Annotated in this window: 23 protein-coding genes; 13 read left to right on the forward strand and 10 right to left on the reverse strand. The window is 59.8% G+C overall.

Annotation, left to right across the window (positions count from 1 at the left end; genetic code table 11):
• The first annotated feature begins 14 nt into the window (after positions 1-14).
• The 8 genes from FEV51_RS01605 (at position 15) to mazG (ending at position 6,917) form a co-directional block, all read left to right on the forward strand.
• Positions 15-1,178 carry a D-alanyl-D-alanine carboxypeptidase family protein gene (locus tag FEV51_RS01605; RefSeq protein ID WP_246034389.1) on the forward strand — a complete coding sequence of 388 codons (1,164 nt, stop codon included), beginning with the start codon at positions 15-17 and terminating at the stop codon, positions 1,176-1,178.
• Entirely contained in the window at positions 1,175-1,813 is a 639-nt protein-coding gene (gene tmk, locus FEV51_RS01610; RefSeq protein ID WP_138615482.1) for a dTMP kinase, read from the forward strand. Before FEV51_RS01605 ends, tmk begins: the two co-directional genes overlap by 4 nt.
• The gene (locus FEV51_RS01615) at positions 1,810-2,763 is read left to right on the forward strand and encodes an AAA family ATPase (protein WP_138615483.1); all 954 of its coding nucleotides are present in this window, start codon (positions 1,810-1,812) and stop codon (positions 2,761-2,763) included. The genes tmk and FEV51_RS01615 overlap by 4 nt, the downstream gene beginning before the upstream one ends.
• A complete protein-coding gene (metG, locus tag FEV51_RS01620; protein ID WP_138615484.1) occupies positions 2,756-4,315 on the forward strand; it encodes a methionine--tRNA ligase in 1,560 nt (519 codons plus the stop codon). Before FEV51_RS01615 ends, metG begins: the two co-directional genes overlap by 8 nt.
• The gene (locus FEV51_RS01625) at positions 4,315-5,094 is read left to right on the forward strand and encodes a TatD family hydrolase (RefSeq protein ID WP_138616311.1); all 780 of its coding nucleotides are present in this window, start codon (positions 4,315-4,317) and stop codon (positions 5,092-5,094) included. Before metG ends, FEV51_RS01625 begins: the two co-directional genes overlap by 1 nt.
• On the forward strand, positions 5,091-5,858 hold the full coding sequence (locus FEV51_RS01630) for an MBL fold metallo-hydrolase (RefSeq protein ID WP_138615485.1): 768 nt from the start codon (positions 5,091-5,093) through the stop codon (positions 5,856-5,858). The genes FEV51_RS01625 and FEV51_RS01630 overlap by 4 nt, the downstream gene beginning before the upstream one ends.
• Positions 5,855-6,022 carry a hypothetical protein gene (locus FEV51_RS13090; RefSeq protein ID WP_171033004.1) on the forward strand — a complete coding sequence of 56 codons (168 nt, stop codon included), beginning with the start codon at positions 5,855-5,857 and terminating at the stop codon, positions 6,020-6,022. Before FEV51_RS01630 ends, FEV51_RS13090 begins: the two co-directional genes overlap by 4 nt.
• 130 nt (positions 6,023-6,152) lie before the next feature.
• The gene (gene mazG / locus FEV51_RS01635; protein WP_138615486.1) at positions 6,153-6,917 is read left to right on the forward strand and encodes a nucleoside triphosphate pyrophosphohydrolase; all 765 of its coding nucleotides are present in this window, start codon (positions 6,153-6,155) and stop codon (positions 6,915-6,917) included.
• Here the strand turns inward: mazG and hflX are convergent.
• From hflX to dusB, 7 genes are all read right to left on the reverse strand, one after another.
• Positions 6,914-8,209, reverse strand: coding sequence for a GTPase HflX (hflX, locus tag FEV51_RS01640; protein ID WP_138615487.1), 1,296 nt, complete (start codon positions 8,207-8,209; stop codon positions 6,914-6,916). The genes mazG and hflX overlap by 4 nt on opposite strands.
• A gap of 17 nt (positions 8,210-8,226) precedes the next feature.
• The gene (gene hfq / locus FEV51_RS01645; RefSeq protein ID WP_138615488.1) at positions 8,227-8,769 is read right to left on the reverse strand and encodes an RNA chaperone Hfq; all 543 of its coding nucleotides are present in this window, start codon (positions 8,767-8,769) and stop codon (positions 8,227-8,229) included.
• A 170-nt stretch (positions 8,770-8,939) separates the two neighbouring features.
• Positions 8,940-10,325, reverse strand: coding sequence for a nitrogen assimilation response regulator NtrX (ntrX, locus tag FEV51_RS01650; RefSeq protein ID WP_138615489.1), 1,386 nt, complete (start codon positions 10,323-10,325; stop codon positions 8,940-8,942).
• A gap of 25 nt (positions 10,326-10,350) precedes the next feature.
• Entirely contained in the window at positions 10,351-12,567 is a 2,217-nt protein-coding gene (locus FEV51_RS01655; protein WP_138615490.1) for a sensor histidine kinase, read from the reverse strand.
• Positions 12,568-12,628: 61 nt separating this feature from the next.
• Positions 12,629-14,041 carry a sigma-54-dependent transcriptional regulator gene (locus FEV51_RS01660; protein WP_138615491.1) on the reverse strand — a complete coding sequence of 471 codons (1,413 nt, stop codon included), beginning with the start codon at positions 14,039-14,041 and terminating at the stop codon, positions 12,629-12,631.
• Between the two features lie 7 nt (positions 14,042-14,048).
• Positions 14,049-15,113, reverse strand: a complete 1,065-nt coding sequence (locus FEV51_RS01665) for a two-component system sensor histidine kinase NtrB (RefSeq protein WP_138615492.1) — start codon at positions 15,111-15,113, stop codon at positions 14,049-14,051.
• Complete coding sequence (dusB, locus tag FEV51_RS01670; RefSeq protein WP_138615493.1) at positions 15,110-16,129, reverse strand: tRNA dihydrouridine synthase DusB; 1,020 nt, start codon at positions 16,127-16,129, stop codon at positions 15,110-15,112. The genes FEV51_RS01665 and dusB overlap by 4 nt, the downstream gene beginning before the upstream one ends.
• A gap of 79 nt (positions 16,130-16,208) precedes the next feature.
• Between dusB and FEV51_RS01675 the strand changes: the two genes are divergently transcribed.
• The 3 genes from FEV51_RS01675 to FEV51_RS01685 are packed head-to-tail and all read left to right on the forward strand — an operon-like array spanning position 16,209 to position 18,407.
• Entirely contained in the window at positions 16,209-17,354 is a 1,146-nt protein-coding gene (locus tag FEV51_RS01675; protein ID WP_138615494.1) for a bifunctional 2-C-methyl-D-erythritol 4-phosphate cytidylyltransferase/2-C-methyl-D-erythritol 2,4-cyclodiphosphate synthase, read from the forward strand.
• An 11-nt stretch (positions 17,355-17,365) separates the two neighbouring features.
• On the forward strand, positions 17,366-17,914 hold the full coding sequence (locus tag FEV51_RS01680; RefSeq protein WP_138615495.1) for a hypothetical protein: 549 nt from the start codon (positions 17,366-17,368) through the stop codon (positions 17,912-17,914).
• On the forward strand, positions 17,907-18,407 hold the full coding sequence (locus FEV51_RS01685) for a CinA family protein (RefSeq protein ID WP_138615496.1): 501 nt from the start codon (positions 17,907-17,909) through the stop codon (positions 18,405-18,407). The genes FEV51_RS01680 and FEV51_RS01685 overlap by 8 nt, the downstream gene beginning before the upstream one ends.
• Here FEV51_RS01685 and FEV51_RS01690 read toward each other — a convergent pair.
• Positions 18,368-18,829: a type II toxin-antitoxin system RatA family toxin gene (locus FEV51_RS01690; protein WP_138615497.1), complete on the reverse strand. Its 462-nt coding sequence runs from the start codon at positions 18,827-18,829 to the stop codon at positions 18,368-18,370. The two genes, FEV51_RS01685 and FEV51_RS01690, sit on opposite strands and share 40 nt — an antisense overlap.
• Positions 18,829-19,770 (reverse strand): lipoyl synthase, encoded by a 942-nt coding sequence (lipA, locus tag FEV51_RS01695; protein ID WP_138615498.1) that lies wholly within the window; start codon positions 19,768-19,770, stop codon positions 18,829-18,831. Before lipA ends, FEV51_RS01690 begins: the two co-directional genes overlap by 1 nt.
• 95 nt (positions 19,771-19,865) lie before the next feature.
• Here lipA and FEV51_RS01700 point away from each other — a divergent pair, with 95 nt between their 5' ends.
• Both FEV51_RS01700 and FEV51_RS01705 read left to right on the forward strand, forming a co-directional pair.
• Positions 19,866-20,504 (forward strand): carbonic anhydrase, encoded by a 639-nt coding sequence (locus FEV51_RS01700; protein ID WP_138615499.1) that lies wholly within the window; start codon positions 19,866-19,868, stop codon positions 20,502-20,504.
• 36 nt (positions 20,505-20,540) lie between these two features.
• A complete protein-coding gene (locus tag FEV51_RS01705; RefSeq protein WP_138615500.1) occupies positions 20,541-21,254 on the forward strand; it encodes an NYN domain-containing protein in 714 nt (237 codons plus the stop codon).
• 60 nt (positions 21,255-21,314) lie between these two features.
• Here FEV51_RS01705 and FEV51_RS01710 read toward each other — a convergent pair whose 3' ends face one another.
• Positions 21,315-22,715: a tetratricopeptide repeat protein gene (locus tag FEV51_RS01710; protein ID WP_138615501.1), complete on the reverse strand. Its 1,401-nt coding sequence runs from the start codon at positions 22,713-22,715 to the stop codon at positions 21,315-21,317.
• Positions 22,716-22,891: the final 176 nt, after the last annotated feature.

The raw sequence follows: 22,891 nt of genomic DNA on the forward strand, positions 1-22,891 counted from the left end.
GCGCGGGAGCTAACTTGCGTATTTTGCTGAATGTCCTGCTAGGTACCTCGCTGGTCGCACTTGCTGCACCAACAGGTGCTACGCAATCCAAGATCCAGCCTGCCATCCCAAGCGCCGACGACGCACCGATCGCCTATATGCTGGACGTCACCAGCGGACAGGTGCTGTTCTCCCGTGAGGCCGACCGGCGGTTCATGCCGGCATCGATTACCAAGGTGATGACAACCTTTCTCGCATTCGAATGGATGGAAGAGGGGCGGCTGTTCCCCGAACAGGTCTTCACCGTCCGGCCTGAAACATTTCAGAAATGGCACCGCGTCGGCTCCACCATGTTCCTGCCGCGCGATGCGCGCGTGACGGTGGACGAACTGGTGCACGGTGTGACCACGGTGTCCGCCAATGATGGCGCGGTTGTGCTGGCCGAAGGCGCAGCGGGATCAGTCGAAGACTGGATCGCCGCGATGAACGCCAAGGCTGCCCAGATCGGCATGCGCAACAGCCATTTCTACACGCCCAATGGCTGGATGGATGAAGGCCGCACCTTCACCACCGCTCGCGATCTGGGCACTCTGGCCGAGGCGATGCTGACCCGTCATCCCAGCAAGTACAAACACTTCGTAGGGGTCGAAGGTCTGGAATATAACGGCATAACGCAGCGCAATCACGATCCGATTTCGGGCGTGGTTCCGGGCGCGGACGGCATAAAAACCGGGTTCACCAATCAGGCCGGTTTTGGTTTTCTCGGCTCTGCTCAGCGCAATGGGAGGCGGCTGGTCATGGTGGTCGCCGCCAGTCCGCGCGCGCGCCAGCGCAACGATGCGGCGCGCGCCTTTATCGAATGGGGCTTCGCCGCTTTCGATACCAAGCGCGTCTTCCATGCCGATGCCGTCATCGCCAAGGCGCGCGTGCAGGGTGCCGGCGTGCCTGCCGTAAACTTGTCCGCACGCGGGCCGGTCAAAATCGACGTGCCGCGCGGGACCAATCCTGCGATCACCATGGCAGTGCGTTATGAAGGGCCATTGCAGGCCCCCATCGCGAAGGGTGAGGAAGTGGCGCAGCTGGTCGTGTCGATTGCCGGGATGCCCGAACACCGGGTGCCATTGGTAGCTGAAACCGATGTTCTAGAGGCCACGCTGCTTCAGCGGCTGCTCAATGGTCTCACCGGATGGATGCGATGACGGCAGGCCGCTTTATCGCATTTGAAGGCGGGGAGGGGACGGGCAAGTCCACCCAGTCCCGTCTGCTGACCGATGCCCTGACATCGCGGGGGATTGCCGTTGCGCTAACTCGTGAGCCGGGCGGCACGCCGGGGGCCGAGGCTATTCGTAAGCTGTTGCTGGCACCTCCGGGCGAGGGGTGGACACCCGAAGCCGAAGCTTTGCTGTTCGCTGCCGCACGCGCCGACCACGTCGCCCGCTTGATCCGCCCCGCGCTGGATGCGGGCCGCTGGGTGGTGTGCGATCGCTTTGTTGATTCAAGCCGCGCCTATCAGGGCGATGCCAGCGCGCTGGGTGATGACCGGGTGCGGCAATTGCACGCAATCGGCAGCGACGGGCTGCTGCCCGACATAACGCTGGTCTTTACCGTCAGCGATGAACACGCCGCTGCCCGGCTCAAAGCCCGTGATGGCGGGGCGAGCGATGCCATCGGGGGCAGGGCAGCAGAATATCACGCTGCGGTAGGGGCGGCATTCCACGCCTTTGCCTCCGCCGAGCCGGAGCGGTTCCGCGTGATCGATGGCGAGGGCAGCGTGCAGCAAGTCCACGCCCGCGTGATGGCCGCACTGGCTCCCATGATCGAGGCTGCGCCATGACCGCGCTGCTCGGACACGGCAACGCCTGGGAGCAATGGCGCGATGCCATGCAGGGCGAGCGGATGCATCATGCCTGGCTGCTGGCCGGGCGCAAGGGACTGGGCAAAGCCAGCTTTGCGCAGGCCGCCGCCCGCGAATTGGTAGGCGCCGAGCCAGGCGACCGCCCGCACCCAGATATCCTGACGCTGACGCACGGTCCCAAGGACGACAAAGAAGACAAGAAGCGCGCAGATGGAAAGCCGTTCGAACTCGCGCGCAGCATCCGCATTGCGCAGGTGCGGGGGATGCAGCAGCGTCTGAACACCCGCCCCACACTCGGCGATAAGCGGGCGATCATCATCGATCCGGCTGATGATCTGGAACGCAATGCCGCGAACGCCTTGCTGAAAAGCCTGGAGGAACCGCCACAGGGGACGTTTTTCCTACTGGTCACGCATCGCCCGGCCCGGCTGCTGCCTACGATCCGGTCACGCTGCCGAACTCTACGCTTTCCCGAGATTGGTGAGAGCGACATGGCTCTCCTGCTTGGCGAATTGACACCCGATGCGGACCAAAGCACTCGCGATGCGGCCATTGCTGCCGCTGGTGGATCGCCCGGCGCGGCGCTATCTTTCGTCGCGCTAGACCTCGGCAAAGTGGCACAGGTGATGCGGCAAATTCTCGAAAGCGGCGATGCCGACTTTTCTAAGCGCGGCGCATTGGCTGCATCAATTGGCGCACGGCCTGACCGGAACCGGCTGCAGGCCGTGCTCGATCTGGCGCGCGGCGTTCTGGCCGCTCGGCTTGATGCAATACAAGGCGATCCGCGCGCCTTGATCCATGCGCATGAGGAATTGGTGCGCCTGACCCGCGAAGCGCCAACCTTCAATTATGATGCAGGGCTGCTGGCGATGGAAATCGGCACCTTGCTCGCAGGCGTGGCGGCAGCTAGCGAGCGAGCCGATGCCTGATCCTTATTATATCACCACCGCGATCCATTATCCCAATGGCAAGCCGCATATCGGCCATGCCTATGAGACAATTGCCGCCGATGTCATCGCCCGCTTCCAGCGGCTGCGCGGACGCGAAGTGCGATTCCAGACCGGGACTGACGAACACGGCCTGAAAATGGCGCAAAAGGCCCGCGATCTTGGCCAAACACCGCGTGATCTGGCGAATGAAATGTCGGGGCATTTTCGTACTTTGTTTGATGTTCTGAACATTTCCTATGACCGGTTCATCCGTACCACCGACGCCGACCATCACCGCGCAAGCCAGGCAATCTGGCAAGCGATGGAGGCTAAGGGTGACCTTTATCTCGACCGTTACGAAGGCTGGTATTCGATCCGGGACGAGGCATATTATGATGAGAAAGAGCTGACCACAGGGGAGGGGGGCGAAAAGCTCTCTCCGCAAGGCACGCCGGTAGAATGGACCGAGGAGGAAACATGGTTTTTCCGCCTGTCCAAATATCAGGAACCGTTGCTCGAACTGTTGAATACACCGGGATTTCTGGAGCCGGAAAGCCGCCGCAATGAAATGCTCGCCTTCGTATCTTGCGGGTTGAACGATCTGTCAGTCAGCCGCACCAGTTTTGACTGGGGCGTCAAAGTGCCCGGACCTGATGGCCATGTCATGTATGTCTGGGTCGATGCGCTGACCAATTACATCACCGGCCTGGGCTATCCTGATGGCGGCGAAATGTGGGACAAATTCTGGCCCGCCAGCCTGCATCTGATCGGCAAGGATATTGTCCGCTTTCACACGGTGTACTGGCCCGCATTCCTGATGAGCGCAGACATCGCTCTGCCGCAGAAGGTGTTCGGCCACGGCTTTTTGCTGAACCGGGGGATGAAAGAGTCAAAATCGCTCGGCAATGTGACCGATCCGATGGAATTGGTGGACCGCTTTGGCGTCGATTCCCTGCGCTATTTCCTGATGGCTGAGGTGCCGTTCGGAAAGGATGGCAGTTACTCTGCAGAAGCTCTTGTGAACAAAGTGAATGCTGAACTAGCGAACAGTTTCGGAAACCTTGCTCAGCGGACACTGTCGATGGTTTTCAAGAACATGGAAGGCGTGCTCGAGCAATTTGCTCCGGCTACTGATGACGCGGCGCTGCTCTCCCGTGTCAAACAGGCATGCAGCGAGGCGTTCCCGCGCGAATTTGAGGCGCTGAATTTCTCGGTCGGGATCGAAGCCTGGCTGCGCGCCGTGTATGCATGCAATCAATATGTCGACGAGCAGGCACCTTGGGGCCTGAAGAAGACCGATCCCGAGCGTATGAAAGTGGTCCTGCAAACGCTGATCATGGCCATCCGCGATCTGGCGATTGCCATCCAGCCTGTGGTGCCTGACAAGGCCGCCGCAGTGCTCGATCAGCTCGGGATCCCGGCGGATGGACGCGATTATGCGGCGCTGGCGGACAATGATTGGTTTGCGCGGCTGGCTGGCGTTGGTCACACCATAGCGGCACCAAAGCCGGTCTTTCCAAGGCTCGACCTGCCAGCTGACGAGGCCGCGTGATGCTGGTCGATAGCCATTGCCACCTTGAGTATGAGGGGTTGGTCGACGATCAGGCCGGCGTCCTCGAACGCGCCCGTGAGGCCGGGGTGGGGGCCTTCCTCAATATCTCGACCAAGCGGGCGGAATGGGACCAGGTGGTGGGCACTGCGAGTGCCAAGCCCGATGTTTGGGCGAGCGTTGGCATCCATCCGCATCACGCCGACCAACATCTCGATCTGACCGCAGAGGAACTGCTGACCGCTACGCAGAATCCGCGCGTCATCGGTATTGGCGAAACCGGGCTGGATTATTTCTACGAACATTCCGACCGGGCGGCACAGCAAAGCCTGTTCCGAATGCATATTGGCGTGGCGCGGGAGACCGGCCTGCCACTAATCATTCACACCCGCGATGCCGAAGAGGACACGCTAGCCATTCTCGAGGATGAGCGCGGCAAGGGGGCGTTCCCGGCGTTGATCCATTGCTTTACCGCATCGGAGGATTTCGGTCGCAAGGTGCTCAAACTCGGGCTGTCGATATCGCTTTCCGGAATCGTTACCTTCAAGAATGCCAAGGATTTGCAAGCCTTTGCTGCGACTGTCCCGCAAGATAGGCTGCTGGTCGAAACTGACAGCCCGTTCCTTGCACCTGTCCCGCATCGCGGGCGACCATGCGAACCCTGTTTCGTCTGCGACACTGCGCAATTCCTCGCCAACTTGCGCGGTGAGGAGCTGGAGGAATTGGCCGCCTACACGACACGCAATTTTTATGCTTTGTTCAACAAGGCTACGCCCACGTGAAAATGTTGATGCTGGGCTCTGGCACTTCAACCGGGGTGCCGCGGATCGGGAATGACTGGGGCGAATGCGATCCCTCCGAACCGCGCAACCGGCGAACCCGCGTGTCGATAATTATTGAGAATTCCGCGGGTGGCCGGGTGCTGATCGACACCTCGACCGATCTACGGGCGCAGCTGCTCGCGAACCAGATCGGCAAGGTCGACGCGGTATTGTGGACCCACGATCACGCCGATCACTGCCACGGGATCGATGATCTTAGGGTGATGCGGTATGATCGCAGCAACGCTCTGCCGGGCTATGCCAGCGAGTTCACCTGCCAACGTCTGCGCCGACGGTTTGATTATATATTCGAAGGTCAGTTTGGCTATCCGACAATCATCGAATTGGGAAATGTCGAGAAATTGCGGTTGCTTGCAGGCTTTTCGGTGAACTCCGTCGAGATGCCGCATGGGCCAGTGACCAGTACCGGTTTCCGGCTCGAGGCGGATGGTAAATCCATCGCTTATGCCACTGATTTCAGTGAGATTACGCCCGCTATGCTCAAATGCTTTGCTTCTGTAGATATGCTGGTGGTCGATTGCCTCCGCCGCAAACCACATCCCACACACGCGCATCTTGAGATGGCGATCGATTTTGGCAAGAAATGTCGCGCCAGGCAGATCGTGTTGACGCATCTGGACAAAAGCATGGATTACCGGCCGCTGTGCGCTGAGGTGCCCAAGGGTGTGATTGTTGGTTACGACGGACTGGAGTTGCCTGCATGAGCGAACATCAAATTGTTTCACTGATTTCGCTGGTCGGGTTTCTCATCCTGATTGCCAGCGGTTTCCGTTCGCACAATTTGTCGTGGAAGCGGGGATTGTACATGGCCGGGTTATGGGCCGGCATTTTCGCAGTGGTCATGCTGTTCATCGACGCTGTAAACTGAGATTCGTCACCAATCTGTATGTGATGAAAAGTGATTTAATTTAACATAATATATATTATCATTCGCGTAGCCATTATTATCGTGTCCAACTTACTTCCTCCCCCACGGCTTGATCGCTAAAGCGGCAAACATGACACAACAGATCAACAGGCTTCTCGCAATCATGGAGCGCTTGCGCGATCCCGAGCATGGCTGCGAATGGGATACCGCGCAGGATTTTGCCAGCATCGCACCATACACCATCGAGGAAGCCTATGAGGTCGCCGACGCGATTGAGCGCGCCGATATGGACGATCTCCGCGGCGAACTAGGCGACTTGCTGTTTCAGGTCGTGTTCCACGCACGCATGGCGCAGCAGGCTGGCTATTTCGGCTTTGAAGACGTCGCGCAAACTATCTCCGACAAGATGGAAGCCCGTCACCCGCATATCTTCAGCGACGAAGGCGGGGTGATGGAAGACAAGCGCTGGGAGGATATCAAAGCGGCTGAGCGTCACCATGCCGGATCAACCAGCGCAATGGACGGTGTTGCAAAGGCGCTGCCAGCTTTGTTGCGGGCGCAGAAACTGCAAAAGCGCGCGGCGCGCCAAGGATTTGACTGGCCTGATACCGAAGGCCCTAAAGCGAAGGTTCTTGAGGAAATCAAGGAGCTTGAAGAAGCGACTTCAGCCAAAATCGAGGAAGAAGCGGGTGACTTCCTGTTCGCTGCGGTCAATCTCGTCAGAGCATTCGGCCTAGACGCTGAAAACGCGCTGCGGGCGGCAAATGCCAAGTTTGAACGTCGCTACCGCATGATGGAGGACATTGCGGGCGGTGATTTTGCGAGCCGTGACCTCACGGAGCAAGAGGAGCTGTGGCAAGAGGTCAAGCGGCGCGAGCAGTCGCAAGCCACTTAAAGGTTCTCAAACTGGCCCAATTCCTTGGGGTTCAGCCGCACGCTGATCCGCCGCACTGGCCCATCGTCACCCTCGCCCGCATCTTCATTGGTAATCACCTCACCATGCGCGTGCAGCCATGCAATCTGGCGACCGGCGCTCGCAGGCAGCTCAAATTCGCGCAAAACCGCGCTGGTGGTGAGCAGTTCACCAAGGCGTTCCAGCAGCGCCGGCACCCCCTCCCCCGTCAAGGCAGAGGCGGCCATGACCATATCGTCATCGTCCGCCTGCTGCGCCAATTCTTCGGCATCATCAGGCGACAACTGGTCCCATTTATTCCAAATCTCGAGGATGGGAATGCTCGCCTCTTCCCCCTCAACAACGCCAAGATCGCGCAGCACCTGAAGCACCTGCGTTTTTTGCGCCTGCGTTGAAGAATTGGAGATATCGCGGACATGGCAGATGATATCCGCTGCCGTGACTTCTTCCAGCGTGGCGCGAAAAGCTGCGACCAATTGCGTCGGCAGGTCCGAGATAAAGCCAACCGTATCCGACAATATCGCCTTTTCGATACCCGGCAGGGTAATCGCGCGCATGGTGGGGTCCAGCGTGGCGAAAAGCAGATCTTCAGCCATCACCTCAGCCCCAGTCAGCCGGTTGAACAGCGTCGATTTGCCCGCATTGGTATAGCCGACCAGCGCCACCACCGGCCACGGCGCACGTTCACGGCGGTCACGGTGAAGGCCGCGAGTCTTGCGCACTTGCTCCAGCTCGCGCCGCAGCCTTCCCATACGCTGCCGGATCATCCGCCGATCGGCTTCGATCTGGGTTTCGCCGGGGCCGCCCAGAAAGCCGAAGCCGCCGCGCTGGCGTTCAAGGTGGGTCCAGCTGCGGACCAGGCGGCTTTGCTGATAATCGAGATGCGCCAGCTCGACTTGCAAGCGACCTTCTGCGGTTGCCGCACGTTCGCCGAAAATCTCGAGGATCAGGCCGGTCCGATCTATGACCTTGCGGCCGAGCTTTTCTTCCAGATTGCGCTGCTGGATCGGGCTGAGCGCGCCGTCGATGACGATGAGTTCGGACTCATGCTGCTCGCATGCGATGGCAATGTTGTCGACCTGCCCTGCCCCGAACAGCGTGCCCGGCCGGATCTGGCGAACGGGCAGCACGAAGCTGTCGGCAACCACGATACCGATAGCCAGCGCCAACCCCTCCGCCTCCGCAAGCCGTGCTTGCGGGTCAAGATCGTGGGACTGTCCGCGAATGTCGGGGCATACCACCAGCGCGCGGGCTCCGCGGCTGACTTCACCCATCAGATCGTCGTCAAAGCTCAGCTGTCGCCGCCTTCCCAGTCTTCGGTCAAATCGACAGCAGTGGTGGGCTGAATAGTCGAAATTGCGTGCTTGTAAGCAAGCTGCACATAGCCATCGCGTTCCAGCAACATGCAGAACAGATCATAGGATGCGATCTTGCCTTGCAGCATCACGCCGTTGACGAGAAACATCGTCACCGGCGCTTCAACTTCGCGCACGCGGCTGAGAAAAACGTCCTGCAAAAGGCGCTGCTTAGCACCGGAATTCTGGCTGCTGAATTGTTCAACATCCATCGGTTGGCCCGGCATAATCGTGCTGATCGCGTGTTTGTAAACCAGTTGTGACTGGCCATCGCGGCGTAACAGGATCGAAAAATTGTCGAACCAGGTGACAATCCCCTGCAGCTTGACGCCCTTGACCAGGAACATGGTCACAGGCGATTTATTTCGACGCAAAAGATTGAGAAAACTGTCCTGAAGGTTGCCGGCTCTGCCGGGCGAAGCGCTCTGTTCTGGTTTGGCGGGCGCCGGACGGGATGATAGAGTTCCATCACCGGACATATCTGCCTCCTATTATTGACGGCCCGCTTATGCAGGCCGCAATCTGGACGTCGTTCGCGTCCGATCATGCAGGACATTTGGTTGTCCGCAAGGCGCTATACAATAGGACCCCACTGTCTATTAGCGCAATAAATTATCGCTTTCTCGTACGATAGCGACATCAAGGGCGATTAATCGGGCTTATCGCCAGACTTGCGTTCGACCATTCCGAGCAGCTTCAGCTTACGGTGCAGGGCAGAGCGTTCCATCCCGATGAAGCTGGCAGTTTTCGAGATATTGCCGGAAAAGCGCCGGATTTGGATCGCCAGATATTCGCGTTCGAAGTTCTCGCGTGCTTCGCGCAAGGGCGCTCCCATCAGTGCTGTCATCCCGCCATTGCCGCCGATTTTGCCACCAGTGACCTCCTCTGACAGCATGGCTGCTTCGACGCTGGCCAGCTGATCACGCGGGGTCAGGATGATCGTGCGCTCCACGACATTGCGCAGCTGCCGGACATTGCCGGGCCAGTCATAGGCTTGCAGTGAAGCCATCGCCTCTTCGCTGATTTCAGGCGGCGCAATGCCCTGTTCTGCAGCGTAACGCGCGAAGAAGTGTTCAGCCAAAGCGGGGATATCGTCGCGGCGCTCGGCCAGTGAGGGCACGCTCACCGGGACAACATTAAGCCGGTAGAACAGATCCTCGCGGAAATGCTTCTCGTCCATCTCGCTTTGCAAATCACGGGCGGTCGATGAAACTACCCGGACATCGACGCCAATCTGGCGCGTGCCGCCAACCCGGACGAAGCTTTGTTCGGTCAGGACGCGCAGGATACGGGCCTGTGTCGACAGCGGCATATCCGCCACCTCGTCCAGATACAGCGTCCCGCCATTGGCCAGTTCGAGCAGGCCCGGCCTGACCAGTTTGCCTTCGGCTTCCTCGCCGAACAATTCCTCTTCGAACCGTTCGGGTGTGATCCGGGCAGAATTGACCGTGACGAAAGCTTTGTCGGCGCGTGTGCTCCAGCTGTGGAGCAGCCGCGCAGCAACTTCCTTGCCCGCACCCGCCGGCCCGGAAATCATGACCCGGCTACCCGTGCCTGCAACCCGTTTCAGAGTGGCGCGGACTGTGTTGATTGCGGCGGAATTGCCGGTAAATTCGTCGCTCTGGATCATCCCTTCGCGCAGCCGGGTGTTTTCGCGGCGCAACCGCTCTGTCTCGGTCGCGCGGGCCACTAGATGCAGCAGCCGCTCGGCTTCGAAAGGTTTTTCGATGAAGTCCATCGCTCCGCGGCTGACTGCGCTGACCGCGGTGTCGATATTGCCGTGGCCGGAAAAGATAATCACCGGCAGCTCAGGCTCACGCAGCTTGATGGCATCCAGCACTTCAAGCCCGTCCATCGGACTGCCGTGTAGCCATACGTCGAGCAGGACCAGGCTGGGCCGCTTGGCGTCGATGGCTTCCAGCGCAGAGCCGCTGTCACCGGCGGTGCGGCAATCGTACCCTTCGTCGCTCAAAACACCGGCGACCAGTTCGCGAATATCGCGTTCGTCGTCGACGATCAGGATGTCTAGCGCCATGGGTAATGGTCCTCAAATACTGAAATCATAGGGTTTCGGCGGCCCCCCTGTTGGGATCGCGGGCAAAGCGCAGTTTTACGCGCGTCCCCCCGCCCTTCATCGCGGCAAAGTTCATTTCGCCGCCGTGTTCTTCGACAATCTTGTTGACGATGGCGAGGCCGAGTCCGGTGCCCTTCTCGCGGGTGGTCACATAGGGTTCGACGATCCGTTCACGGTCCTGCGGCAGGCCGATCCCGTTGTCCGTCACCATGACGCAAATGGCATCGTCATCCTCTTCGACCGACACTGCGATCTTGCCGCGATAATCGGGCTCAGCCTTGATGGTTTGCGCCTCAATGGCCTCGGCGGCGTTCTTGAGAATATTGGTGACCGCCTGCCCCAGCTGATGGCGGTCGCATTCGATCGTCAACGGGCCTTCGGCAGCGCTCGTGAAGACGTAATTGATCTGGGGATGCGCCACCTCTTGGAGGAACAGTGACTGGCGCACCAGATCAAGTGCATCCTCGGGTCGGAACACCGGCTTGGGAATGCGCGCGAAGCTGGAGAATTCATCGACCATCTTGCGCAGATCGCCCACTTGGCGAACAATCGTATTGGTCAATTCGTCGAACAATTCGCCGTCAGTCTCGATCTGCTTGCGATACCGCCGCTTCAGCCGCTCGGTCGCCAGTTGGATCGGCGTAAGCGGGTTTTTGATTTCATGGGCAATCCGGCGCGCCACGTCGGACCATGCGGCCTGACGCTGATCGAGCAGCTGGCGGGTGATGTCCTCCAGCGTGATAACGTGTCCTTCACTCTCGGCCCCGATCTTCACCGCCAGCGTCATCAATTCGCCGTCGCGCGAATGACTGATGACGCCCTGCGCCAGACCGGCCTCCACCATCGCAGATATTTGCGGAGCCAAGATGTCGAGGTCGACCTTACCGGGGGCTGCATCGGGCGCAATCGGGAAGATCGCCTGCGCCGGTGCATTCATCAGCAGAACGTGGCGGTCTCGGTCGATGGAGATGATCCCCGCGCTCACCGATTCCAGCACCGCCTCGATAAACCCGCGCCGTTCTTCAACTTCTGCATTGGCGGAAACCAGCGCGTCGGTCTGCTTTTCCAGCTGCGACGTCATGCGGTTAAACGCGCGGTTGAGCAGGCCAATTTCATCAGCGCCTGTGCGCCCGTCGATCCGCAAGGCAAAATTGCCCGCCCCCACCTTGCGCGCGGCGGCGACAAGATCGGTCAGCGGCTGCACCTGCCGGTCAGCAAATCTGAGCGCGAACCACACGGCCAATCCGACAAGCGCCAGACTGACGAAGAACAGTGCAAGGTTGAGCCGCAATTGCAATGCCCGGGCGCGGTCGGTCAGTTCCTCATAGGCGGTCGAGATTGAGCGCGCGGCTTCCCAGCTGCGGAAGCTCTCAGCTTCGGCATTGCGGGCGTTGTAGAGGTAAATTCCCGCCTCGCGGTCGATGGCAGAAATTGCTTCGATTCGGGCGGGACTGCCTCTGGCGATGACCGGCTCGCCCAGCCTGAGCTTGCGCAGAGAGCTTTCGGCAAAGGCGACCGGATCGCTTTTTTCGCCAAGCTGATAGGCGACCGCTGTGCGCATGCTGCCATCGCTTTGCGCTTGCAGGATGGCACTCTCATTCACATCGCGCGGCTGCGCCTGATATTCATACACCAGTGCAAAATTGCTGTCGGTCGGAGAAACGCGCTGCAAGATATAGCGCATGTCACTCGCCATCGAGACAGTCTCATTGGCCAGATTCAGCTGGTTCTGCGCGTAATAGCTTTCTGCCAGTTCGTTCGCGTCCTGCATCAGTCCGCGCGATTGGTCGGAGAACCAGAAATCGACATTCGACTGGAACAGAAAGGCGGCAAAACCAGCGACCAGCAAAGTCGGAACAGCGGCAATCAGTGAGAACAGGAACACCAGACGCACATGCAATCGTGCGGTGCTGCCCGCCGCGCGGCGCATGGCAACGCGCCTGCCGCCCAGAACCAGCAGCGCCATCGCCGGAACCAGCGTGCCGATCAGCAGTCCGGCGACCTGTCGCGAGGGCAACAGATCACCATTGCTTGGTGCCGAACTGAAAGCGGCGTATCCGCTGCCGACCATCACCAAAAATGCGATAATTGCGATGATTTCGATCAGCGCGAACACATTGGCGCGGCGCGAGGCGACTACAAACCGGCGCCGCCAGCGGGGTGTCCGCCGGACTTGCGGTTGAGGAGGTGCCTGTGTCGCCATCGTTGCCCCGTTACAACGATAGTGTTGCATTTAAGCAAGCATATTTTCGACAGACCGCCTGTCAGTTCCGGCGGGCGTAGCGCACCGGTTCGATTTCAAGCTCGGTAATGCGTTTTCGCAGTGTGTTGCGATTGATGCCAAGCAGCTGAGCGGCGCGCAATTGATTGCCCCCTGTGGCGGCCAAGGCATGCTCGAACAGCGGCTGCTCAAATGCCGCCAGCGCTGCGTGGTACACAGTCCCGTCAGCGGGCTTTTCAGCTGTCAGCCACTCACCCAATGCGAGCTTAAAACCTCCCCCAGATGCGGTATCGTCGGCACCGAAATCTTGGGGCAAGCAATCATCGACGGTTGCCTGGTCGATCACATCGTCACGGGCGAGCAGCGCCAGTCTGAAGACAATATTGCGCAGTTCGCGGACATTGCCCGGCCAGTCATTGCGCGTCAGTGCGGCCAGAGCTGCCTCGTCGATGCTCCGCCGCGGCAAGCCCTCTGCCTCGGCCTGTCCAAGAAAATGCTGTGCCAGCGTCGCCACATCTTCACGCCGTTCACGCAGGGGCGGCAAGTGTATCGGCACCACATTGAGCCGGTAATAGAGGTCTTCGCGGAAACTTCCGTTGGCGATCATTGGTGTCAGGTCACGATTGGTGGCGGCGACGATCCGCACATTCACGCCAATTTCCTGCCTTCCACCAACTCTTCGGATGCGTCCCGATTGCAACGCGCGCAGCAGCCGTGTCTGTGCCGATGCGGGCATGTCGCCAATCTCGTCGAGAAACAGAGTTCCCCCATTGGCCTGCTCGAATTTGCCGATCGCCTGTTTTACAGCCCCGGTGAAGGCTCCGCGCTCGTGTCCGAACAATTCGCTTTCCAGCAGTTCATGCGGGATCGCCGCGGTGTTTACCGCTATGAACGGCCCAGTTTTGCGCGACCCAAGCTGGTGAATAGCCTCGGCCACCAATTCCTTGCCCGTGCCCGATTCGCCTGTGACCAATACTGTCAGATCGTTGCGCAGGACGCGGGTAATCATTCGATAGACGCCCTGCATGGCGGCACTGCGTCCGATCAGGGGCAGACCCTCGGCCTCGTCCAGATCGGCCTGCGGAGCGGCGGGGCGGTTGGCGACTGCCTGCCTGACCGCATGGGCCAGTTCATCGAGATCGAATGGCTTGGGGAAATATTCGAACACGCCGCTGTCACTGGCCCGCACTGCGGTATCCAGCGTGTTTTGCGCCGACAGCACAATCACGGGCATATTCGGGGCCACATTGCGCACTTTGCCAATGGTCGCGAGGCCATCGCCATCGGTCAGCATGATGTCGGTCAGCATGACGTCAAAGCTGCGTTCCTGCAGCAAGGCGTCACGGCGGGACACGCTGTCGCACGCCGTGACGTCGTGGCCCTCTTCACGCAATGCTTCGGTGATTACCGTGGCAATCGCCTTATCATCTTCGACCAGCAGGATGTGATGTGCCATCGGGGCCCTATTCCGCCGCGACCGGCAAGTTAATGCGAAAATGCGTGAGACCGGCGCGGTTATCGCGTTCGTGGGCGATCCGCCCGCCCATATCACGCACCAGCTTGCGCACTAGCGGCAGGCCCAGTCCCTGACCATGCGGCTTGCTGGATACGAACGGTTCGAAAATGTGGTCGCGCAAGGCCGGGTCTATGCCCTCCCCGCTGTCGCTGACCGTGATTTCTATGGGCAGTTTGATAGGCTTGGAAAGTCGGGCGGCGCTGAACATCAGCCCGCTGGCGAAGCGTGTTCGCACAGTAACGCGCGGTTCGCCCATTCCGGCAACTGCGTCACAGGCGTTGGCGATCAAATTGATCAGCACCTGCTCCAGAGCACCTTGATCCGCAGCAACCATTGGCAGCGAGGGGTCAAACTCCTCTTGCAACTCGCAGCTGTCAGGGCGGGCGGTGCGGATCGTTGCCACCGCATTGCGGATGGCGGCGTGCGGATTGCAGGGCGATATGGCGACATCGGCGCTGCTGCCCAATTGCTGCATCCGGTCAATCAGCGCGGCGATCCGGTCGACTTCTGACCCGATCATCTGCGCCAGCGGCAGATCGCGCGCGGTGGCCCGGCGGGCCAGCAGTTGGCTAGCCCCGCGAATGGCTGACAGCGGATTTTTGATCTCGTGCGCCAGCACAGCGGGCGCGCGCAATTCGGCCCGGTCGGTGTCATCGGCTTCATGATCCGCCTGTCCGGCATCCGAAAGAGTGATGACACGCCATCCCGGCGAGGCGTGCAGGGGTGAGCTGGTCAAATTGTAACGGCGTTCGCGGTGCAAAGTCGAAATCGTCACACCGCGCGCAATCAGAGGCAAGTCTGGGTCTGCCAGCGTATCGCGAACGCGCTCATCGGAAATCCCCGATACTTCGAGCAGATTGGTACCCACCAAGCGATGCACGCTGCGTTCAAGCAAGTCCTCGGCGGCGGGATTGGCTTCGACGATAATGCCCTTGGCATCCACCAGCAGCACGGCGAAGACCAGCCCCGCGATCTGGGCGGCCGCATCGGGTGCGCCCGCGTGCTGGATCATGCCGCACGCTGCAGCAGGAATGGTTCGTAAAACCGCTCAAGTTCACCAATCACTTCATGGGCTTGATTGATGAAGTTAACATGATTGCGAAACTCGGCTGAACCCTTCAGACCCTTGGTGTACCACCCCAAATGCTTGCGAGCGATCTTGACCCCGCACTCGGTGCCATAATGCTCCATCATCGCGCGATAATGCTCGATCAGCACGGTATATTGCTCGGCAATATCGGGATCGGGCAGGCTCTCGCCGGTACGCCACCAATGCATCACCTGACCCAGCAGCCACGGTTTGCCGTAAGCGCCGCGCCCGATCATGATGCCGTCGGCACCCGATTGCTCCAGCGCCTGCGCCGCATGCTCGATCCCGCAGATATCGCCATTGGCGACGACCGGCACTGACACAGCATCTTTCACGCTACGGATGAAGGACCAGTCGGCCTGTCCCTTGTACATCTGGCAGCGGGTCCGTCCGTGGACCGTGATCATCTGCGCGCCCAGATCTTCGGCAATATGCGCCAGTTCCGGTGCGTTGAGCGAGTGATGGTCCCAGCCCATCCGCATCTTGACCGTCACCGGCACATCGACGGCCTTCACCGTTGCCGCAATCAGGCTGGCTGCGAGAGGCAAATCGCGCATCAGCGCACTGCCCGCATCGCCATTGACCACCTTTTTGACCGGACAGCCCATATTGATATCGATAATCGCCGCACCGCGATCAGCGTTCAGCTTGGCCGCCTCGGCCATTTCGGCAGGCGAACAACCGGCAAGCTGAAGCGACACCGGCTCCTCGCAGGGATCCCAAGCGGCCTTTTGCAGGCTCTGACGGGTTTCACGGATCATGGCAGGACTGGCGATCATCTCGGTCACATTGAGACCCGAGCCATAGCGCCGCACCAGCGTGCGAAAGGGCATATCAGTCACGCCCGTCATCGGCGCCAGCACGACCGGCGTATCCACGGTGACAGGGCCGATTGCAATCGGCTTTGGCGGGGCGGGAGGACGGGGGTGGTTGCTCATATCTGCCATAGTGCCTAAAAATTGGGCAGGCACATAGTGCATTGCAGCATAATCGGCAAGCGAGTAGCGCGCATGACGCATGACCATCTCCCCGCCCCTCCCCCCATTCGCGGCAATCGTGGTCGCCGCTGGGAAGGGTCTGCGCGCGGGCGGGCCAGTGCCAAAGCAGTTTGCACGCTGGCGCGGGAAGCCGGTGGTGCGGCACTCGGTAGAAGCCTTGCTGACCGCCGGTGCTACCAAAGTGATTGTGGCGATCCCCGAGAATGGGAGCGATATGGCGGCTGAGGCTCTGGAGGGACTTGAGCGCATCGCGCTCGTCGCAGGTGGAGCAACCCGCCAAGGATCTGTTGCGCTTGCTCTCAAGGCGCTTGATGCCGATTGCGAGCGTGTATTGATCCACGACGCGGCGCGGCCAAACCTGTCGCAAGACGTCATCGCCCGTTTAATTGGCGCACTCGGCGCGCATGAGGGCGCAATTCCCGTGCTACCGGTGGTCGACAGCCTTGCTGTTGCGGAGGGCGATCTGATGACTGGCAGCGCGCCGCGTGAGGCCTTGCGCCGGGTTCAGACTCCGCAAGCCTTTCGCTATCCCGCCATCGCCGCTGCGCACGCCGCTTGGACTGGTGCTCAAGAAGCCGGTGACGATGCGCAGGTGCTGAGCGCTGCGGGAGAAACCGTGGCGCTTGTTGGTGGCGATGAGGCGCTGCAAAAGCTTACCATTGGGGAGGATTTCATGAATGACTTGCCCGCCGTTCGGACAGGGATGGGGTACGATGTGCACCGTCTGGTAGCCGGTGAAGAGCTGTGGCTCGGCGGCTTGCAGATCGACCATGACATGGGTCTGGCCGGTCACAGCGATGCCGATGTCGCACTGCACGCACTTGTCGACGCCTTGCTTGGAGCGATTGGCGAGGGCGATATTGGTACGCATTTCCCGCCTTCCGATGCCACTTGGAAGGGGGCAAGCAGCGATAAGTTCGTGCTTCATGCCGCTGACCTTGTGCAACAATCCGGGTATCGTATCGGCAATATCGATCTCACAATTATTTGCGAGGCCCCCAAGATCGGTCCCTACCGCCCAGCCATGCGCGAACGCATCGCTGGACTGCTCGGCGTTGACATCGGGCAGGTTTCAATAAAGGCCACTACCACCGAACGGCTTGGCTTTACCGGGCGCGGCGAAGGGATCGCTGCGCAGGCAATTGCCACCGTCATCCGCGACTGACGAGGTATCCGATGATTGCACGTTTTGCCCCCGCCGCCCTTGCCGCTTTGGCCTTGGCCAGCGCGCCCGCACCCGCACACGCCCGTGAGCAGATCGATCCGGCAGCTATGAGCGCAGCGATACGGTATGCCCTGCCGCATTTGCTAACCGCCGTTCGGTCCACCTGTGCGGCGCGATTGGCACCGGATGGCTATCTGGCCACCAATGGCGACGCCCTGCACGCACGTTTTACGCAGGGTGCCGATGCCGCATGGCCGCAAGCCAAATTGGTAATCGCCCAGTTCGGGGCAAAGGAAGATGGCGGTGCGATGCAGATGATGCAGAGCCTGCCCGACGAATCGCTCAAGCCATTTGTCGATGGCATGATCACTATGAAGGTAGCTGGCGAGATCAAGCCAGCACAGTGCAGCGATATAGAGCGTGGACTGGAATTGATGGCCCCCCTCCCCCCAGAGAACATAGCTGCGCTGACAGGCTTTATACTCGAAATGGTGAGCAAACGCTCGGACACAAAGCAGAAAGCCGCACCGGAAGCCGCGCGAGCCGCAACGGGTGACTGAAGCCCTCCTCCCCGCTGACGTGGTGGATCTGGCCCGGCGGGTGATCGAAGCCAATGCTGCCATAGGCCGCAAAGTTGCTGTGGCGGAAAGTTGCACCGGCGGGCTGGTCTCAGCGGCGCTGACCGAAATTGCCGGATCATCCGCAGTTTTCGACCGCGGGTTCGTGACATATTCCAACGAGGCTAAGCTGGAGAGCCTCGGCGTTCCGCTCGATATCATCGAGACTTTCGGGGCGGTATCGATCGCCTGCGCCTGGGCCATGGCCAAGGGTGCGATTGAACACAGCCGCGCCGACATTGCAGTGGCGATCAGCGGTGTGGCCGGACCTGGCGGCGGGACTGAGTTAAAGCCCGTGGGAACTGTAGTCTTTGCCGTGGTGCTGCGCGATGATGCGACGGCGCCCGATGGCGAGATGAAGCGCTTCGAAGCTGGCTCTCGCGGCGATATCCGCCGTCAGGCGACGCTTTGTGCGCTGGAATTGTTGCTGCCGTAAAGCTCCCCCGCCCGCGTTTCGAATGCAGACACCATCCGGCGAAAGGCGCGGTCGAAATATTGCCCTGCCAATGCTTCAAACACGCGGTTCTTGAAGCTGAAATCGACACAGAAATTGACCTCGCAGCTATGCTCGCCCAGAGGGGTAAATCGCCAGCGATTGTCGAGATCGCGCAGTGGACCATCGACATAATGAACCGTGAGCTGACACGGCCGATCCTTGGTCACATGTGAGGTGAATTTCTCGCGAATCGATTTGAAGCCCACCAACATGTCGGCGGTCATTTCGGTATCGCTGTCGCTGCGCACACGGGTGGCAACGACCCAGGGCAGAAACTCCGGATAGCGCGCCACATCAGCGACCAGATCGAACATCTGTTCTGCCGACCACGGCATCGCATGAACCTCGTGGATGCCCGGCATCAGGCGCGCTGCTTCGCCAGTTTCGCCTCGCGCGCTGCCTTCATTTCAGCGAAGTCATCGCCAGCATGGTAGCTTGACCGTGTCAGCGGGCTGGAGGCGACTTGCAGGAAGCCCTTGGCGCGCGCAATCGAACCATAGGCGGCAAAGGCCTTGGGTGTGACGAAATCCTCGACAGTGGCGTGCTTCGGCGTCGGTTGGAGATATTGGCCCATCGTGATGAAATCGACATCCGCGCTGCGCATGTCATCCATGACCTGATGCACTTCAAGGCGCTGCTCGCCCAGCCCCAGCATGATGCCCGATTTGGTGAAGATCAGCGGATCGTGTGCCTTCACTTCTTCCAGCAGCCGCAGCGAAGCATAATAGCGCGCACCCGGCCTGATGGTCGGGTAAAGACGTGGTACCGTTTCGAGGTTATGATTGTAAACATCTGGTCCAGCTTCACAAATTGCCTCAACAGCCGGTCGCATCTTGTTGCGGAAGTCAGGCGTGAGGATCTCGATCGTGGTATTAGGTGTTTCACGCCGCAGCGCCTTGATTACTTTGACGAACTGACTTGCCCCACCATCGGGCAAATCGTCGCGATCGACGCTGGTAATGACAATATGCTGCAGCCCCATCTGACCCGCCGCAATCGCGACGTTCTCTGGCTCCATCTGATCAACGATGCGCGGCATGCCCGTCTTGACGTTACAAAAGGCACAGGCACGCGTGCAGACATCGCCCAGAATCATTACCGTGGCGTGCTTCTTGGTCCAGCACTCCCCGATATTGGGGCAGGCGGCTTCTTCGCACACCGTGTTCAGCCCCAGATCGCGCATCAGCTTGCGCGTTTCATGATAGCCCTTGCTGACCGGCGCCTTGACGCGGATCCAGTCTGGCTTGCGCTGGCGCGGGGGGCGTTCGCCTTCAGGCTTCGGAGTGGTTGAGAGGTCGTTCATCGCGGCCCATCTAATCCCCTGCTGCGCTGCGAGCAAGGTGCATGGTTTTTCACAGGCCACTTGCCGAAAGCAGCATTTCGTTGCAGCGGTGAACCATGAAAAGCTTCGACGAACTCTTGACCGGATATGGTCGTTTCCGTGATGGTGCCTGGCACCGCCAGCATGATCGCTGGGAACAGTTGAAAGACGGGCAGGCGCCTCAGGTCATGATCATTGCCTGTTCCGACAGCCGCGTCGATCCATCACAGATCTTCGATGTCGATCCCGGTGAGATGTTTGTGGTGCGCAATGTGGCCGCGCTTGTCCCGCCATTCGAAACCACTCCGGGTCGGCACGGAGTCTCGGCAGCGCTCGAATTTGCCGTTCAATTCCTCAAAGTGCGTGAAGTGGTGGTGATGGGTCACGGGATGTGCGGCGGCTGCCAGGCGGCACTGACGCAGGATCTGCATGGCACCGATCCCGGCCAAGGCGGCTTTGTTGCCAACTGGATCGATATGCTCGACCCAGTGCGTGAACCCATTGCCCGCGATCTGGGGACGACGGGACGCGCAGCAGAACGCGCAATGGAGCTCGCCGCAGTCAAGGTCAGCCTGGCCAATCTGCGCACCTTCCCGTGTGTCCGGGAAAAGGAAGCGCGCGGCACACTGGCATTGCGCGGCGCCTATTTCGCCATTTCCGATGGGATTCTTCACCTCCTCGATGAAGCGAGCGGAGAGTTTTCGCCCGCTTCGTGACTTGCACCCTGGCCCTGCCCCGGCCAAGAGAGCCGCATGGCTGAACATGACCCTCGCAACATCGCCCTGCTGATTGACGCCGACAATGCCAGCCCCTCCGGGATCGATCCGGTGCTGACGGTTCTGGCCGAACTGGGCCAGGTCAACATCCGGCGTGCCTATGGCAATTGGCGCAAGGCCAGCCTGAAGGGTTGGGTCGATAAAATGCACCGCTACGGGATCGAGCCGCAGCAGCAATTCGACCTTACCAAGGGCAAGAACGCCACCGACATGAAGATGACCATCGACGCGCTCGACCTGCTATATCGTGGCCGTATTCATGGCTTCGGCATTATGTCGTCGGATAGCGATTTCATGCCGCTCGCCATGCGTATCAGGCAGGACGGTATCCCGGTCTATGGCTTTGGCGGTGCGAAGACACCCGAGGCATTTAGGCAGGCGTGCAGCCGCTTCATCGACGTCAATGCGCTGATCAAGGCGGACAAGAAAGAGAGCAAAGGCGTCACGCACACCGAAGACGGTCTGGACGATGAACTGCTCGCCCTGCTGCTCGATGCCTACAACGCCAGCAAGCGTGACGAAAAGGGCTTTGCCAAGCTTGCAGAGGTTGGTCAGCGCGCCGGCAACCGGTCCAGCTTCGACACCCGCAATTACGGCTATGCCCGCCTGATCGACCTGATCGAAGCCGTCCCCAACTTTTCCATTGAGCGGCGCGGTGACGGTCAGGTGATGGTCAAACGCCTACGCTAAATAGCAAAACGGCGCGGATCCGGTGAGGACCCGCGCCGCTTGATAGGCAGATTTCAGATTTTATTCTGTCATCGGAGACTGCGGGGCAGCCGGTGCTGGTGCCATCTTCTGCGCCGCATAAGCGGACCACAGATTGGCAATGGCCTGACGTGCGCCTTCCACCTTGTTGAAGCTAGCCTCGGCCTCGGTATATTTGCCCTGATCGACCTGAGCGATACCCAGACGTGTCAGCACCATCGGCGTGTTGACCCCAGCGACGCCAAGTGCCTTGGTGTAGAATTCCTCCGCATCAGCAGCGCGTCCAAGGCTCAGCAACGTATCGCCAGCGGCCAGCACGCTGTTGAGCGAAGCCCCTGGAGCCCGGCCCTCTTTCATCAGACCCGGAAGATCTTTCTGATCTTGCGCGGCACGTTGACTGGCCTGCTGACGCGTATCGGCAACAAATGCGTTGCTCATATCAACCATGCCCTTGGCCTTGCCTTCGTCGATGATGGAGACAACTTCTGCGGGCAAGCGGCGATAGTCGGCTGCGTCAATGTAATCGAGGTACATCCGCTGGTCACGGAAGCTGCCCGTACGGCGAGCCAGACGCAGCAAATCGAGGATTTCAGGGTTCTGATACCCGCCACCGTTGAGCATAATTGCAATTGAATCACCCCAACTGTCGTCGCTCGGGAAGTCGCGCACGAACATCAGGGAGTACTTGTTCGCCTCGTTCATCAGCTTGTTGTTGTAAGCCATCGCCAAACCGCGGCGGACCCAGGATTCTTTGATCGGCAGACCGGCTGCCTTGCGCGTCTCGATCGTCTGCGTCAGCGACGCCAGACCTTCTGCGATTTTATCTTCGGCGAAATAGGATTCAGCGACGAACACTTCGACATCGTTTTCGCTGTAACCAGAGGCAATCGCGCGCTGGAAAGATTCGCGCGCCTGAGAATAATTTTCGGCCTGATAAGCCAACTGCCCTGCGCTGAACTGGTACAGACCGATGCGGTCTGCCGGCACCTTGCCGCTGGCAATCATCATTTCCAGACCTTGCAACTGAAGGGCCGCGTCTTTGGATTTTTCACCGATGTTCAGGAGAAGGCTACCGGCGGCATTGCGCTCGTCTTCGCTCTGAATTGCGGCAAGAACCGTAGGAATGTGCGCCTTCATTGCGGCGACGTCGGCGGGCTCTGCATCAAGTGCATCCTTCGCAGGCTGATAAGCCGCAACGAATTCCTTGGAAATTGCCAGCTGGGGCGCCTTCTCTTCCTTCTTCTTCTTGGCGGCCATCGCAGGCGCTTCAAGCGCGGTTACGCCAAGCGCGCCGCCAGCGACCAGCGCCAGGGCGAGAGCAAATTTGGAAACAGGCGAGCCCTTTTTGCGGGCGATATTCGTGAAGATCATGTGTTGAGCTCCCAAGAGTGGAAAAGGGAATGAGCGCAGCTGACGCAGTTCAATCCTGATGTTTTTGGCCATGCCGCGTGTGTTATCTCATTGCAATTGCTTGTAAGCAAAGCGGGCTGAATGCCCATTGAATGGCCCGCAGCTTGCGCGTTCATGGTTACTTTCGCCGCAAGTCACAGGGACATGTGGAAAAAGCGCACTAGGGCGGGCTTCGTTCCCGAGCTTTGGTGGCACTTCCTGACGCGATG

The sequence above is a fragment of the Qipengyuania marisflavi genome (assembly GCF_005884405.1).
Lineage (GTDB): Bacteria > Pseudomonadota > Alphaproteobacteria > Sphingomonadales > Sphingomonadaceae > Qipengyuania > Qipengyuania marisflavi.

Excerpts from the sequence above, each read along its gene's own strand:
- tmk (WP_138615482.1), top strand. The coding sequence starts at position 1,175 with ATGACGGCAGGCCGCTTTATCGCATTTGAAGGCGGGGAGGGGACGGGC.
- FEV51_RS01615 (WP_138615483.1), top strand. The coding sequence starts at position 1,810 with ATGACCGCGCTGCTCGGACACGGCAACGCCTGGGAGCAATGGCGCGAT.
- metG (WP_138615484.1), top strand. The coding sequence starts at position 2,756 with ATGCCTGATCCTTATTATATCACCACCGCGATCCATTATCCCAATGGC.
- FEV51_RS01625 (WP_138616311.1), top strand. The coding sequence starts at position 4,315 with ATGCTGGTCGATAGCCATTGCCACCTTGAGTATGAGGGGTTGGTCGAC.
- FEV51_RS13090 (WP_171033004.1), top strand. The coding sequence starts at position 5,855 with ATGAGCGAACATCAAATTGTTTCACTGATTTCGCTGGTCGGGTTTCTC.
- mazG (WP_138615486.1), top strand. The coding sequence starts at position 6,153 with ATGACACAACAGATCAACAGGCTTCTCGCAATCATGGAGCGCTTGCGC.
- hflX (WP_138615487.1), bottom strand. The coding sequence starts at position 8,209 with ATGGGTGAAGTCAGCCGCGGAGCCCGCGCGCTGGTGGTATGCCCCGAC.
- hfq (WP_138615488.1), bottom strand. The coding sequence starts at position 8,769 with ATGTCCGGTGATGGAACTCTATCATCCCGTCCGGCGCCCGCCAAACCA.
- ntrX (WP_138615489.1), bottom strand. The coding sequence starts at position 10,325 with ATGGCGCTAGACATCCTGATCGTCGACGACGAACGCGATATTCGCGAA.
- FEV51_RS01655 (WP_138615490.1), bottom strand. The coding sequence starts at position 12,567 with ATGGCGACACAGGCACCTCCTCAACCGCAAGTCCGGCGGACACCCCGC.
- FEV51_RS01660 (WP_138615491.1), bottom strand. The coding sequence starts at position 14,041 with ATGGCACATCACATCCTGCTGGTCGAAGATGATAAGGCGATTGCCACG.
- FEV51_RS01665 (WP_138615492.1), bottom strand. The coding sequence starts at position 15,113 with ATGATCCAGCACGCGGGCGCACCCGATGCGGCCGCCCAGATCGCGGGG.
- dusB (WP_138615493.1), bottom strand. The coding sequence starts at position 16,129 with ATGAGCAACCACCCCCGTCCTCCCGCCCCGCCAAAGCCGATTGCAATC.
- FEV51_RS01675 (WP_138615494.1), top strand. The coding sequence starts at position 16,209 with ATGACCATCTCCCCGCCCCTCCCCCCATTCGCGGCAATCGTGGTCGCC.
- FEV51_RS01680 (WP_138615495.1), top strand. The coding sequence starts at position 17,366 with ATGATTGCACGTTTTGCCCCCGCCGCCCTTGCCGCTTTGGCCTTGGCC.
- FEV51_RS01690 (WP_138615497.1), bottom strand. The coding sequence starts at position 18,829 with ATGCCGGGCATCCACGAGGTTCATGCGATGCCGTGGTCGGCAGAACAG.
- lipA (WP_138615498.1), bottom strand. The coding sequence starts at position 19,770 with ATGAACGACCTCTCAACCACTCCGAAGCCTGAAGGCGAACGCCCCCCG.
- FEV51_RS01700 (WP_138615499.1), top strand. The coding sequence starts at position 19,866 with ATGAAAAGCTTCGACGAACTCTTGACCGGATATGGTCGTTTCCGTGAT.
- FEV51_RS01705 (WP_138615500.1), top strand. The coding sequence starts at position 20,541 with ATGGCTGAACATGACCCTCGCAACATCGCCCTGCTGATTGACGCCGAC.
- FEV51_RS01710 (WP_138615501.1), bottom strand. The coding sequence starts at position 22,715 with ATGGCCAAAAACATCAGGATTGAACTGCGTCAGCTGCGCTCATTCCCT.